Annotated in this window: 14 protein-coding genes; 6 read left to right on the top strand and 8 right to left on the bottom strand. The window is 60.3% G+C overall.

The genetic code is table 11. From position 1 onward, the window contains the following. On the top strand, positions 1-289 hold a 289-nt coding region (locus QP922_RS12320; RefSeq protein ID WP_284809817.1), incomplete at its 5' end, for a hypothetical protein. 97 nt (positions 290-386) lie between these two features. Here QP922_RS12320 and QP922_RS12315 read toward each other — a convergent pair. The 5 genes from QP922_RS12315 to QP922_RS12295 form a co-directional block, all read right to left on the bottom strand. After that, positions 387-1,292, bottom strand: a complete 906-nt coding sequence (locus tag QP922_RS12315; RefSeq protein WP_284809815.1) for a DUF2268 domain-containing putative Zn-dependent protease — start codon at positions 1,290-1,292, stop codon at positions 387-389. 866 nt (positions 1,293-2,158) lie between these two features. Next, a complete protein-coding gene (locus tag QP922_RS12310) occupies positions 2,159-3,298 on the bottom strand; it encodes an aminotransferase class I/II-fold pyridoxal phosphate-dependent enzyme (RefSeq protein WP_284809813.1) in 1,140 nt (379 codons plus the stop codon). Then, positions 3,299-3,937 carry a DUF3239 domain-containing protein gene (locus QP922_RS12305; RefSeq protein WP_284809811.1) on the bottom strand — a complete coding sequence of 213 codons (639 nt, stop codon included), beginning with the start codon at positions 3,935-3,937 and terminating at the stop codon, positions 3,299-3,301. A gap of 4 nt (positions 3,938-3,941) precedes the next feature. Further along, complete coding sequence (locus QP922_RS12300) at positions 3,942-5,579, bottom strand: DNA repair helicase XPB (RefSeq protein WP_284809810.1); 1,638 nt, start codon at positions 5,577-5,579, stop codon at positions 3,942-3,944. Between the two features lie 29 nt (positions 5,580-5,608). Beyond that, on the bottom strand, positions 5,609-7,711 hold the full coding sequence (locus tag QP922_RS12295) for a helicase-associated domain-containing protein (RefSeq protein ID WP_284809809.1): 2,103 nt from the start codon (positions 7,709-7,711) through the stop codon (positions 5,609-5,611). Positions 7,712-7,785: 74 nt separating this feature from the next. Between QP922_RS12295 and QP922_RS12290 the strand changes: the two genes are divergently transcribed. The 3 genes from QP922_RS12290 to QP922_RS12280 all read left to right on the top strand — a co-directional run bounded on the left by QP922_RS12290 (position 7,786) and on the right by QP922_RS12280 (position 9,731). Then, positions 7,786-8,211: an ArsR/SmtB family transcription factor gene (locus tag QP922_RS12290; RefSeq protein WP_350309360.1), complete on the top strand. Its 426-nt coding sequence runs from the start codon at positions 7,786-7,788 to the stop codon at positions 8,209-8,211. 20 nt (positions 8,212-8,231) lie between these two features. Further along, complete coding sequence (locus QP922_RS12285) at positions 8,232-9,344, top strand: MFS transporter (protein WP_284809808.1); 1,113 nt, start codon at positions 8,232-8,234, stop codon at positions 9,342-9,344. A 201-nt stretch (positions 9,345-9,545) separates the two neighbouring features. After that, entirely contained in the window at positions 9,546-9,731 is a 186-nt protein-coding gene (locus QP922_RS12280) for a hypothetical protein (protein WP_042529958.1), read from the top strand. A gap of 226 nt (positions 9,732-9,957) precedes the next feature. On the opposite strand, the gene QP922_RS12275 is transcribed toward QP922_RS12280, so the two are convergent. Continuing rightward, positions 9,958-10,647, bottom strand: coding sequence for a resuscitation-promoting factor Rpf1 domain-containing protein (locus QP922_RS12275; protein ID WP_284809806.1), 690 nt, complete (start codon positions 10,645-10,647; stop codon positions 9,958-9,960). A 530-nt stretch (positions 10,648-11,177) separates the two neighbouring features. On the opposite strand from QP922_RS12275, the gene QP922_RS12270 reads away from it, so the two are divergent. Continuing rightward, positions 11,178-11,558, top strand: coding sequence for a cold-shock protein (locus tag QP922_RS12270; protein ID WP_039674441.1), 381 nt, complete (start codon positions 11,178-11,180; stop codon positions 11,556-11,558). A 150-nt stretch (positions 11,559-11,708) separates the two neighbouring features. Here the strand turns inward: QP922_RS12270 and QP922_RS12265 are convergent, their stop codons facing one another. Together QP922_RS12265 and QP922_RS12260 are read right to left on the bottom strand one after the other, a co-directional pair. After that, positions 11,709-12,308 (bottom strand): DUF2771 domain-containing protein, encoded by a 600-nt coding sequence (locus QP922_RS12265; RefSeq protein ID WP_284809803.1) that lies wholly within the window; start codon positions 12,306-12,308, stop codon positions 11,709-11,711. An 11-nt stretch (positions 12,309-12,319) separates the two neighbouring features. Continuing rightward, positions 12,320-13,177: a glutaminyl-peptide cyclotransferase gene (locus QP922_RS12260; RefSeq protein WP_502869617.1), complete on the bottom strand. Its 858-nt coding sequence runs from the start codon at positions 13,175-13,177 to the stop codon at positions 12,320-12,322. Between the two features lie 65 nt (positions 13,178-13,242). On the opposite strand from QP922_RS12260, the gene QP922_RS12255 reads away from it, so the two are divergent. Then, entirely contained in the window at positions 13,243-13,872 is a 630-nt protein-coding gene (locus QP922_RS12255) for a DUF3027 domain-containing protein (protein WP_350309361.1), read from the top strand. Positions 13,873-13,888: the final 16 nt, after the last annotated feature.

Genomic DNA, 13,888 nt, shown 5'->3' with positions numbered 1-13,888 from the left:
GCTAAGCCTGCCCGCGCTGATGGTACTGCAACCGGGAGGTTGTGGGAGAGTAAGAAACCGCCGACACCAAACAACAAATACACAACTCAATACAACAACAAAGGGCATCCCGTTGAAACACCACCAGTTTCAACGGTCTGCCCCTTTTTTTGGTTTTCCACCCGCACACCGCACCCGCACCGGCGGCCACTTCATCAACCCCCGCCGCAGTAAAAGTGCAGACCTGAAAGCCGACACACCCAGGGTCAAGGAATTCCGTTCCGAATCCGAAGCTGCAAGCAGTCGCTAGTTTCCCCTTACTGTTAATTCAACGGGCGAAGCAATCGGAGTCAGGCTCAGTTGTTGCTTCTAACTTTTTGGTGGAGGTCAGGAGACTCCCCATTCAGCTAGCTGTCGTGTTGCGTCAGGCCTAGCTGTGGCAAGGCAACGTTTAAGATTTCAGCGGCGGGCGTGGTGACACACTCGGCGGCCGTCCGACCTGTCTTATCGATGTAGGCTTGGGCGATACGAGCCCCTGCGGCGTAACCAGCTCCGGTGGGTAGCCCGACCGGTTTCGATCCCATTAGGCGGGCGCTCGAATCTCCAAGCACCCATGCAGCGAAGTCCTGCATGCCGGTCACATCCAAGCCCTTGACGATCCGTCTTAGTACATCGTCGCTCGATCTGGTTTGGTCGGTGACGAAGTGCGTATATCCACGCTTACCGTAGAACTGGGCAGCGAATAGGTCGGCTAGTCCTTCGGCCACGACGTGCTCACCGACGGTCACTGTCTGCGGGTCCCATACGACGCCGTCAGCCGAATAGCGGACGTTGTGGTGCAACTCGTGTAGGGCAATCGCTTCTAGCCGATTGAGAACTTCCGCAGTCGGCCAGATGGTGATGGCAATGTAGCCACTGATCCCACCGAAGGCCGACAGACCTCGAACTTCATCCATAAAGTGATCGTTGGAAGGATCACCTAACACTAGAAGCACAGTGAGGTCAGGAATCATGAGTCCTGGGTTAGCAGTCGCCAAGTGTTGAACCCCTTTAGCGAGAGCTTGCTCAACTCGAGCCCAAGCGTTGGCCTCCTCCAATTTGTAGAGCGCATCATCTATTTGCTGACGTGAGGCATCCGGACCGAATCCGAAGTTCTGACTGTGTACGGCAGCCATATCGAGACCATCTGGAATGAAGAAATACATGCCAGCCATGGGCTCCCATAATTTACGAGCGGCCTCCTGCCACTGTCCCGGAGGGCTATCCAACATCGTGCGCATTCCCGTGGCGCTGTCGATCATCGAGATTGTCATGTCCCTAAGAATAAACCCTGACGCAGCGTTAAGGTCAACCTCCAAGTTCAATAAACGTGTCCGGTTAATATATCTGGCCAGCGAAGTAGGAGTCGCTGTTATTAACGGGACTGTCCGGTGCTGCAAAACGCTTGCTAACTACAAGTAGTACATCGAGTATGACCTCGCTTGCTACTGTCTGACAGCTCTCACCAGCAAGCACTCGCTCCACGGCCTGGGCACGTTCATCAGGTGACAAGCGTGCGCGTCTAGGCCGCACTTCAATTACACCAGCTTTCTTTAACCTACTGTGAAGCACGCCAGTCGATAATCCAACAGTTTGTGCTGCTTGATTGATCGACATACCTGCACGCACCAACCCAACAGCCTCACGGACAAACGGATCACGCAGACGACTCGCACGCCTGCCAGGAGGCTCGACACCTCTTACCCTCAACCCACCGCAAACCGATTCGGGGCCCACACCCACATCACGCGCGACCAGGCTAACTGCCTCGCCTGCAGCCACTCGCTCAATAGCAGCAGCCTTAACATCCTTCGGAGTCCAACGCGTCACAACTACCTCCCAGTCGAAGTGGCGCATTCACCCCTTGACAGCACGCCGCGGGCCCAAAACCCACCCGAAAACCCCAGCACACCGCCAGCAGCAGGTCTGCACTTCCACGCCTGGACAAATACAAAGACGAGCCGCCAACGTGAACAGGAATCGGGTTATACCCATCTCGCTTTCCTTTCGCGGATCCTTAGAGTCCAGATTGGCTTAGGAGTAAGCGGGAGTAATCACTGCTGCGCTAAAGCTGCCCCCATGCGATGCGGGTAGATTCATTGGCCAAGCCTCTGAAGGAATGATGAAAGTGGTGCAGCGCTTATGCACTGGGCGCATCGTTCGTGAGCCGCTGTACTGCCTCGCGGATGACCTCGGGGCGCTTGCAGAAGGCGAAGCGCACCTTGTGCTGCCACGGTTCCGGGTTGTCCGCGAAGGCGGCCAGCGGGATGGCGGCAACACCCTTGGTTACAGGCAGCTGCATGCAGAAGTCCACGCCGGTCATGCCGGTAGAGGAGATATCGGCAACCACGTAGTAGGTGCCGCCGGTGTCATGCACGTGGAAACCTAGCTGCTTGAGGCCCTCCACCAGGATGGCACGGCATTCAGCAAGCTCATCCACCATGCCGTCGAGCCATTCCTGTTCATAGCGCAGGGCATGAGCCACGGCGGGCTGGAATGGCGTGGTGGAGACGAAAGTGGTGAATTGCTTGGCTTTGATGACGCCGTCGAGAAGCGCGGGCTCCGCAATGGCCCAGCCGGTCTTCCAGCCAGTGCAGTTGAAGGACTTGGCGGCAGAAGACACCGTTACGGTGCGCTGGCTCATTCCCGGCAGAGAGGCGATGCTGACGTGCTCGGCGTTGCCGAACGTGAGGTTCTCGTAGACTTCGTCAGCAAGCACAAGCAGGTCTTTTTCCACGCAGAGCTCGGCGAGCTCGGTGAGTGCTGCGTGGGAGAAGACTGAGCCGGTCGGGTTGTGTGGGGTATTGATGATGACCATGGCGGTCTTGTCCGTGATGGCCCCACGTACCGCAGCAACGTCGATGTCCCAGCTGTTACCGGAGGCTTTGAGGGGGACGGGGATGCGGGTGGCGTCGGCAAGCGCGACGGCGGCGATGTACGCGTCGTAGTAGGGCTCAAGGACGATGACCTCTTGGCCCGGCTCCACGAGGCCCAGCACCGTAGCGGTGATGGCTTCGGTAGCACCCGCGGTGACCACGACGTGATCCTGCGGGACGGAGTAGGTTTCGGCAATGGCGCTGACTAGCTCCGGTACACCGCGCAAGGGAGCGTATTGGTTGTTGCCGCCGGCGATGTTCTCCTGGGCAATCGCCAGCATGCGTTGTGGGCCATCGCTATCGGGGAAACCCTGGCCTAGATTCACCGCGTCATTTTCCACGGCGAGCGCGGTCATGGTGGCAAAGATAGTCTCCCCGAATTCCTCAAGCCTGTGAACAGTCATTTAGAGCACCAAGAGATCGTATTTCGTGGCCTTGATATCGGAAAGCCGCTTGCGGGCGCGTTCGAGACGTTGCCACTGATCTTCAGGGATGGCCTTGCGTGCCACGGTAACGGTCTCAGCGTCCGGGGTACCCCACGCAATGGGCATCGGAGTAATCTGCTGCCAGTGTTCCTTGTCGCTGGAGCTGCGCTGGCCTGAGACGGCCGCAACCGGAACCTTCGTGCCGACCGTGCGCTTAATGCCGGGAATGTTGCTAACGGTGCGCAGGCAAGCGCCCCAGCGTGGTGGGAGTTTGGGGTCCACGTTGGTGTTTACCAGGGCCAGAAGCACCATATCGCGCTCATTAACCTCCGCTACCACCGCGGGGGCGAGAGGGTAGGAGTCGTAGAGCTTTTGCGCCGAGCCTACCTGGCGGGAGGCCAGCACCCCAATGACGGCGCAGAAAATACCAAAGAGCACCATGCCTAGGCCTACGGTGATGCGCCAGGTGGCGTCGATCCCGAAATAGAGCGCAATGCCGCCAATGATGAGCAGCAGCCCCATGATGAGACCGGAATTGCGCAGGCGTGAAGAATCACGCAGGAGCTCGTTGTTCTGCTTGGCAAAGTCCTCGTGGACATCAAACTTGAAAATCTTCATTAGGTCACAAGTCTACTGCGTCCACCAGCCGGTAGGCATAGCCTTGTTCCGCCAAAAAGCGCTGGCGGTGCATGGCGTACTCCGCATCAAGGGATTCGCGGGCCACGAGCGTGTAAAACGTCGCTTCTTGGCCGTCCTTTTTGGGCCGCAGCAGGCGGCCCAGGCGTTGGGCCTCCTCCTGGCGGGAGCCGAAAGTTCCGGAGACCTGGATAGCGAGGGCGGCTTCCGGCAGGTCGATGGAAAAGTTCGCCACTTTGGAGACGACGAGCGTGGTGAGTTCGCCCTCGCGAAACTGCTGGAAGAGTTTCTCACGTTTGGCGGTCGAGGTCTTGCCATCGATGACGGGTGCGTCCAAGTGCTGGCCTAGTTCCTCAAGTTGATCCACGTAGGCGCCGATGATGAGTGCCTGTTGGCCTTCATGTTTCTTCAGCAGTGTGTCCACGGTGTGGAGCTTTGCGCTTGCCGACGCCGCAATTCTGTACCTATCCCGCGACTCTGCTGTGGCATAGAGCATACGCTCTTCCTGCGTCATATCCACGCGCACCTCAACGCAGTCTGCGGTGGCGATATAGCCGGCGGATTCCAATTCTTTCCACGGCGCGTCATAGCGCTTGGGCCCGATGAGGGAAAAGACATCACCTTCGCGGCCGTCCTCACGCACGAGGGTAGCGGTCAAACCTAGGCGGCGACGCGATTGGAGGTCGGACGTCATGCGGAAGACAGGGGCGGGGAGCAGGTGGACCTCGTCGTAGATAATGAGGCCCCAGTCGTGAGAATCGAAGAGCTCGAGTGCTCGGTATTCGCCTTTGGTCTTGCGGGTAACCACCTGGTAGGTGGCGATGGTGATCGGCTTAATCTCCTTCTTTTCGCCGGAATACTCACCAATCTCATTCGGGGTGAGACTGGTACGGCGTAGCAGCTCATCGCGCCACTGGCGCCCAGCCACGGTGTTGGTGACGAGGATGAGGGTGGTGGCCTGGGCCTTGGCCATGGCGGCTGCGCCCACGATGGTTTTGCCCGCACCGCACGGCAGGACCACGATGCCGGAGCCGCCAGCCCAGAAGGACTCGGCAGCGTACTGCTGATAATCGCGAAGCTGCCAGTCCACCTCGTCGGTGCTCAGAGCGATGGGATGCGATTCGCCATCGACGTAGCCGGCGCGGTCATCTGCCGGCCACTTGGCTTTGAGCAGCTCTTGTTTGAGTCGCCCGCGTGCGGAGGGCGGTACGGCGATGGTGTTTCCGTCGATGCGTTGGCCCAGAAGCTCGCCCACTTTCTTATGGCGCGTGAGCTCTTCCAGAATGGCGGGCTCGTCTGATTCGAGGATGAGGCCGTGGGCCGGGTGGGCAAGCAGCCGGACGCGGCCGTAGCGCGACATGGTCTCGGCAACGTCGATAAGCAGCGCCTGCGGCACGGGGAAACGCGAGTAGTTCTCCAGCACATCGACTACCTGCTCGGCATCGTGGCCGGCCGCGCGCGCATTCCACAAGGCCAGCGGGGTAATCCGGTAGGTATGGATGTGCTCTGGTGCACGTTCGAGCTCGGCAAAAGGTGCGAGTGCCGCGCGGGCCTGGTTGGCCTGCGGGTGATCGACTTCCAGCAGGACTGTCTTATCCGACTGAACAATGAGCGGTCCGGACATGGTGTGGGAACGAGTCCTTTCTGGTCGGTTTACTCGTCGCTGGCGAAGCGGACGGTGGAAATGCGGTGCACTGGGAATCGCACGGGCTTGCCCTCGGCGCCAAGGGCATCGATGTAGCCGCCTTCGACGGACAGCGGCTTCACCGTGACGGTACGGATGCTGCCGCTCTTATCGGCATAGGAAATCACGATATCAGCGTGGAAGCGCGCGGCCGCACGGGCCAGCGTGAGCGGGTCCGGTTCTTCCTCGTCCTTCGGGGCAGGGCTTTGCGCGGACTTTTTCAACGTCTGCACTGCCTGGTCCACCGAGAACGGTTCATGTGCGCGTGCCTTCTTGCGCGGCGTGGGCAGAAGGTAGGGTTCCGGGGCAGCAGTGAGCGAGGCACCGGATTCATCCTCTGGGGAGGGAGAAAGGCCCTTGTCGCGGAGCTTCTCTAGCAGCTCGCCGACGCGCAGCTGTGAGACCGCCACGGTGGGCGCGAGCAGGCGCAGCCCCGGAACTGAGGCAACGGCGAGCTCGAGCAGCGCCGGGTCCTCGCTACGTAGGTAGGACAGTGCAGGTCCGCTGCGGAGTGTGCCGTGGCGCTTGGCGACGTCCCCGATGGCGAACTGAAGCGCCTGTGGCACGCCCGTAGGCGAATGTTTCTTAAGGAAGTCCGTCATTTCCTCCGCGGTAAGCCCATGGTCCATGCCGCGGCGAATGGTGGATTCACTGATGCGGTACACGCTGGCCAGACCTGGCGATTCGAGGTCCGCCAACGAGGCCAGCGTGCGGTGCGCGGCGGGTTCTAGCGGCCCCGGCACGAGGACGGTGAGGTCTTGCTGGATGATGAACTCGGAGACAGTATCGGGGACGAGGTGGGCGGCGGTGGAGGCGTCGATAAGCACCTGCGTAGCCTTGCCCAGAGCGACCGCACCAATCCATTCGGCCTCGGCGCGCAGCTTCTCAATGGTGCGGTTACGGGTATGGCTGGCAAAAAGCGGGGAGCGGAAACGCAGGTCTTCCCAGAATTCCTCCTCGGTGAGTGCGACACCGGAGTGCGCATAGACGTCGAGGACGAATTTTCGGAAATGGCGGAGGCGGCGCACGTGGGTATCCTCCTCCAGCGCGCGGGTGCCTTCCCAGCTCGCCCAAGGTGAATCGCGCCAGGCTTCCAACAGAATGCGCCATTTCTCCCCAAGGTCAGCCTCGAGCCAATCTTGGGAGCCGGTGGTGGGCGCCAGAAAATGACCCTCGAGGCCGTCAGGCTCGCCGCGGTAGAGCAGCCGCGCGTGATAACCCAAGCCGATAAGCTGCGCGACGTCCTCTTTATCTAGGTCCAGCTCCTTCGCCAGCTGGGTAAGCGAGCGCACGCCTACGGAGGAGTCCTTGAGGAGGGACACCGGATGTGCTCCGAGAATCTCGATGAGCTGCTCCATACTGCGCACGACCTCCAGGCCCGCGGCTGCCCCGGCCTCATCCGCCTTGGGATCCGACTCCGGCGTGCCCGCGCGGCCGGAGGGTGTCGTGGGAATAGGCGGGGTGGCGTCTCCTGCCAGTGCACGGGCAAGCGCGCGCGGAAGGCGCATTGAGTGCGCATTGATGCGCTCAAGAAAGCCCTTGGCTAAAAGCCGCTTGGCGGGGTCATCAGAGTTGATATCCGGCTCAGTGTCAGTGGTGTATCCCACACCATCGCCTGAGGCTAAGGCATCGAGGACGCGGCGCTCGTCCTTGGTGAGTGCTTCAATGTCCTCTGCTTCGAAGCTTTCTTGGTTGAGCAGCGACCAGCCGGTGGGAAGTGAGCCCATCACTGCGGTGACGATGCGTACCTGCGGGGCATTGCCGAAGACCAGCCCGAGCTCTTTGAGCTGCTGTGTGATAGCCGGATTGGTGTCCTCCACCATGCCCACCTCGCCGCCGCGTTGTGCAATGTCCTCCAAGGCCGCGAGCTGTTCTGCGTTGCTCGCGGACAGCGCATCCACCACGTACATGGGCAGCGTTAGATGGGTGGCCAATGTATCGAAATTCTCCGGCGTCGGTGCCACGACATCGCTGCGGCGCGCCAACAGCGCCCGCAGGTCCTCCTCGGGCAGCTGGCTGAGCCACTCGCGGTAGCTGTCGGTGATGCGGGCACGGCTTTTAGGAGAGGTCATGATGGACCCCAAGCTTAGTGCTTCGATGAACGGCAAGACGGGACCGGCCTGAGGCTCCGGAGACCACTGCACCGATGTGGGCATTGTTTGAGGTGCTAGCAGGCCATTGTGATTGTGCAGTAATTCTTGTACGGTTATTGTGCAAGAATTACTGCACAATCTCTGGAGGCTTGATGTCACCTCGTGTTTACCGCCATCCGAGTACCGACGAAATCACTTTGGTTGGGGTGTTTGCCGCCTTGAGTGACCCGACGCGGCTGGAAATGATCCGACGGCTGGCAGACGGGGAGGAACATGACAGTCTGGAGCTGGCGGACGATCTGCCCCGGTCGACGCTGACGTATCACACACGCATGTTGCGGGAGGCAGGGGTGACGTGGACTCGGAGTGCGGGTCGCGCGTGTTTGATCCGGTTGCGGCGAGAAGACCTGGACCAGCTATTTCCGGGAGTGCTTGCAACGGCGATCGCCAACGCAGATTGCGGGGTGGATAAGCCATGATGCATCGGCTATGGCCATTCGTGCTAGGTAGCGTAGCGCTCGGCCTGGATGCATACGTTGTAGCAGGTCTCCTGCCTTTCATCGCAGAATCTCTTGATGCTAAGGAAGCCACGGTCGGACTGGGTGTTGCGGCTTTCACGGGCTCCTACGCGATCGTGGGGCCCTTACTGGCAGGACGAGCTGGGCAGAAGTCACGGAGCAGCCTTCTCGCTTCCTTGCTGGTATTTACTGTGGCGAACTTGGCTACGGCGCTTTCGCCGACTGTGGGGTTCTTTCTGGTCGCTCGTGTGGTGGCTGGCGCAGCAGCAGGTGTTTACTCGCCGCTGTCGTCCGCAGTCGCCGCCGAACTCGCGGGACAGGAACGTCGAGGGCGCGCGGTGGCGCTGGTGCTTGCCGGATTGGCGGTCGGCACCGTGTTCGGAGTCCCTGTCGGTTTGGCGCTGGCGCAGCAATGCGGCTGGCGCGCCGCGATGTTGTTGATCGCGGTCATCGGTGGTGCAGCGCTGGCAGGCATCGCGCTGCGTGGCGGGGAATTGCCAGCAATTCCAGCCTCAGCCCCCGCTGAACGGCTGCGGTCCATAGCGCGTCCAAAAAATCTACTAACAGTCACCGTGACTCTACTGACAGGCGTCGCTTCTCTGGGGCTCTACACCTACCTGGCTGTCGTACTTTCCGCGGGAAGTCTCGCATCGCACCAGAACATGGCGATTTGGACGTGGGGTCTCGGTGGGGCGGTCGGGGCGTTAGGAATCGGGAGGCTCGTGGACAGGTGTGACCCTCTTCGCTTGAGTGCTGTCATCCTCGCTGCCCTTGCATGTGCACTTGCCGGTATGACCCAAAGTGAGATTCCAGGAATACTGGTGGTTAGTTTGTTCATTTGGGGGTTGTGTGGTTGGGCGTCTCTCGCGCCTCAGCAGCATGTGCTGCTTCAGGCGAATCCTACCGATGGTGCTACGGCTGTGGCTGCGAATGCTTCGGCCAACTACCTGGGCTCGGCACTGGGGGCGACCATCGGTTCACTGTTAGTCGCTGCGCATGTGGCGCCGACCGTTCTGTGTGGTTCCGCCTCGGCTGTGGCCGTGCTCGCACTGCTCTGCCAGCTTGTTCGACAACGCATGAGTTCCAAGGCGTAGAATATCCATCTCAATGTCGTGCGGCTGGAGGCTGATTCGAGCGATCAAGCAGTTCAGCGCTTACGGTGTCACGGTCGGGGCTCGGTTTCGGGGGGGCGATGAAGGCGTTGCAACGAGAGTCATTTCTTTATGGGGGAGGGGTGGGGCACTCGTTGCCCCGTTGAGTTACATTTTGCCGCGGGGTTTGGAATAATGAGAGGCATGTCGAACGAGAACAAGGGCCACATTTCCCCGGCTTGGCCTAAGAACAGCCCCCGCGAGCACGCCATTACTGAGATCTCCGCACCGTTTGCTGGCGCATCCAGCCCGTTCGGTGACGATCTGATTCTGCCGATGCCGGCAGAGAAGCTGAACTACGTTCACCCGTACACCCGCATTAACCGCTAAGCGGGCGCGCGGGTGCTACGCACCCCGGCATATGATGTGGCCGCGCTTTACGCGGCCTAGTAAGCCCCTCCGAGAATGTTCTCCTCGGTGGGGCTATGCCTCGTTTTCAGAATATTTCCCCAAAGGATGAGCTGAGGGGGGAAGAAACAGAAAGACCGGCTGGATTGTCCAGCCGGTCTATTGCTTGTAGCGCTCAGTTTCTAGGACTGCTGAGCAGCGGTTCCTTTTAGGACTCCTGGGCGGCGGCGATGATGCTCAGGAACTGTGCCAGCGGGTCGATGACGTGGCGGTTTGCGGAGTAGAACGCATCGTAGTCGTGGCGGTTAGCCTTGTACTGCTCGGTGAAGGATGCCGGGATGGTCAGGCCGTACTGGGTAGCGGTGTCCTCAACCAAGGTGTAGAGGGCGTCAACGGCCAGCTCGTCGGTCGGCTGCTCCTCGGCAGCTTCCTTCACGACCTCCGGTGCGTCGGCCGGAGCCTTCGGCGCGGTCTCTTCCTTCTCCGGAGCCGGGGTTGCGGCCGGGGCCGGAGCAGCGCTGACGTTGCGCGGGGTCGGAGCGGAGTTCAGGCCCAGGCTTGCGGAGCATGCCGGCCATGCGCCCCAGCCCTGCTGTGCCAGGGTGCGCTCAGCAACAGCGATCTGCTGCTCGCGGGTAGCCAGGTTAGCGGTCGGAGCGAACTCGCCGCCGCCGTATGCCTGCCAGGTCTGAGCGTTGAACTGCAGGCCGCCGTGGTAGCCGTTGCCGGTGTTGATGGCCCAGTTGCCGCCGGACTCGCACTGCGCGAGGCGGTCCCAGTCAGAATCCGGGGCAGCGGCAGCGTTCGGAGCCATGATGGCTGCGGCGGCGCCCACTGCAACGGTGGAAGCGGCGAACTTGGTAGCGATGGACTTGTTCTTAGCGGAGTGGCGTCCCATTAAAGTATTCCTTCTCTAGGTTGTCTCTTGCTTTCTCGCGCCCAGATGATGCCCAGTCCGGCAAATGTTTATGTGAAAGATGTTCATTTTCATGCACATCATCGTTGGCCGCTGTGTGGAAGCCCGGACTGTGTCTGGGGCGAGACTTCCACGGCCGGCGGCCGAAGTGCCTGAGGGAAACAGTAGCGGTTTATAACGAATCAGTCACGTTAAATGACTCAAAACGGTAACAAGAGCCGTGATATAAGCCTGTTTCCCCAGCTCGCATGCTTAATGTTAGGTATGTCACACCTGTAACGGGTGTGGCAGTTGGGCCGATACACATCTTAGGTTTCTTCGGAGGGGTGCCAGGGGTTAGAATGAATCTCTTTATTAGTTCCACCGGATAGTTCCCGCGCGCGGCCTGACAAACCTCAACCGAGCTTCGCCGCGCCTCCTTACCCCGGAAGTTGAACGCTCATGGGCTACGTGCCCCCAGCAGCGCCTAAACTTCTACAGAGGAGAGACGGAAAGAAAGTGAGTGAAGAACCATGCCTATCGGCAAAGTGAAGTGGTATGACGCCGACAAGGGGTTCGGCTTTGTGAGCAACCCCGGCGATGAAGACGTCTACGTGGGCCGCAACGTGCTGCCAAAGGGCGTTGATGAGCTATTCCAAGGCCAGCGCATCGAGTTCGACTTCGCCGCTGGTCGCCGCGGCCCGCAGGCCCTGCGCGTCAAGGTGCTCGACGCACCGCGCCGCCGCACCCCGGCCCGCAAGCCGGAGGAGCTGTCGAGCATGCTTTCCGACGTCATGACGTTGCTCGAGACCCAGGTCCAGCCGGTCTTAAGTCAGGGCCGCTACCCAGAGCGTAAGACGGGCCGCCAGGTGGCGGAGATTCTGCGTGCTATTGCGAAGGACTTGGATAGCTAGGGGCTCAAAGTCTTAGGCCCGTAACTGAAAAGTGCCCTAACTGACGAAAGTCTGGCTGATTTCTGAATGATCAGGCCTACTTTTGGCGGTTAGGGCACTTTTCGATCGTGGAGGCGCGTAGGGGGGGGGGCAGCGCGCGCTGCAGCGCGGCTACTTGTCTGTAGGAGCTTCTGCGGGGGTCTCTGCATCACCGGTGGCCTTGGATTCCTTGAGTTTCTCCTCGGTCATCGTGGAGAGGGACCACACGGTGTGCATCGGGGTTTCCTCGCCGTTGGCATCGTGGCCAATCATGAGGGTGGAAATCTCCACCACCATCAGCTGGGGACGCTCACCCGTGGAGGCCTCAATGGGGTCCACGGAGCCGGGGATCTTCAGCGACGTGGTCTCGTTGGCGCCGTGAGAGGTGCTGTCATTGGCGGCTGGGTCATCGTAAATCGAGAGCACGGACCACTCATGGTTGGAAATAGCCTCGGGGATTTCCAGCTTGAGGGTGTCATCGGGGCCTACCGTGAGGTTTGGAACCTCGCCTTCTTGGCATTCGGTACCGGGCTCGCAGATGCTGTACGGCGAAACCTCCACGGTCTCATCACCCACCGAGGCCGTGATGGTGACATCCTGCGGCTCGGGGCCAGGGCGGTCATTCCACCATTTCTGGAATAGCACTACTGCCACGACGATCACCGCCACGGCGATAATGAGCGCCAGAAACTGCAGCAGTGACTTCTTCCTTGCTTGCTTCACGGTTGCCATGGCTGAGAATCCTACTCGAAGCGCACCCGATACAAGTCATCCCAGAGCTTGCCGGTGATCCAAAACTCGTCAGTACCTGGGATATGGGCAATACCGTTGAGCACAGCATTGGGGTCGTCATAGGGGCGGTGGTTGAGGTTAGCGGTGTCGATTACTGCGGTGACCTCGCCGGACTCAGGATTAATGCGCAGGATGTCCTCTCTCATCCACACATTGGCATAGACCTGCCCGTCAACGCATTCGAGCTCATTGAGGTTGTCCACAGGAAAACCTTCCAAGGTAACCGTGGTGCGGGAGCCACGTTCCTCAAAGGTCTCAGGGTCGAGGTGGCGCAACTCGGCGGAACCATCGGACATGATGAGTTCGGAACCGGCGTTGCACAGGCCCCATCCTTCGCCCTCGTAATCGGCGTGGTTGAGCTCAGCAAACGTGGTGGAATCGCGCAGTATGGCCGTGCCCGATTTCCATGTCAGCTGCCAAATACCGGCATCGGTTTGGGTAATGCCCTCGCCGAAATAGGAGTTGTTCAGCGCAATCTCTTCCAACGGGTTGAGCGATCCCGGCCGCACACGCAGAAGCGCGGATTTGCCGTAGAGGCCGGTGCCGATGAGTAGGTTGCCATCAGGGTCTACTTCCAAACCTTGGGTAAAGGTGTGGGGGAGAAGCGGGACGGTGTCGAGGACAGTTACCCCTAGGTGTTCGGCCTTAGACGCGCTAGTGGAAGCATCCTGGGAGATGGCATGCGTACTTGGCGCAGTCTCCTCGCTTTCGGGGCTCGACGAGCAGGAGGAGAGTGATGCGAGAAGAGCCGTAGAGGAGAGTACAGCGGCAGCAAGGCGGGGCGCGAAGGTGCGGGAAGAGAGAGGCATGTCTGTCATTGTGCACTATGGTGACGGCCGTGATGGATAATGGGAGGGTGACTCGCAAGAAAAAGATGCATTCCCCGCTCCTCGATTCCGCCGCAGTCGACCTGGCGCGCCGGGCTGTGGAAGAGGTGGGTGAGGGGGACGTCGGCAAGCACCGCGGCGTCGCCGGAGTGGGCCGTAACGTGGCTACCCACCGCTTCGAGGCGCACGTTCCTGGCTACCCCGGCTGGGAGTGGCATGCAGTGGTCGCCTGCGCTGAAGGGTCGCGCACGCCGACGGTCAACGAGGTAGCACTGGTTCCTGGAGGTCAAGCGCTGCAGGCCCCGGAGTGGGTGCCCTATTCCGAGCGACTGCGCCCAGGTGACCTTGGTCCGGGGGATCTGATGCCGCCCGCGCTTGACGACGACCGCCTTGCAGGCGGTGAGCTTTCTGAGACCGGCCTCAAGGAGGCTAAGGAGCGCTGGCGTAAGAAGTACGGGCCGAATTCTGAGATGGCCGCGCAGGCACAGCTGCAGTGCAAAACGTGCGCTTTCTTTTTGAAGCTTCTGCCCAATTTTGGTGTGTGTGCCAATGAATACTCTGCGGATGGCAAAGTGGTGCACGCCACCTATGGATGTGGCGCGCATTCGGGTACGACCATCCGTGAAGAGGGATCTGAGCAGGAACGGCCCTTTGACGACGAGAAACCAGTTTTCTAAAGAGCTCGTTACCTCC

Source organism: Corynebacterium sp. MSK218, assembly GCF_030232655.1.
Lineage (GTDB): Bacteria > Actinomycetota > Actinomycetes > Mycobacteriales > Mycobacteriaceae > Corynebacterium.
The sequence above is the reverse complement of the archived record's forward strand: the minus strand, read 5'-3'. Positions and strand labels throughout refer to the sequence as shown.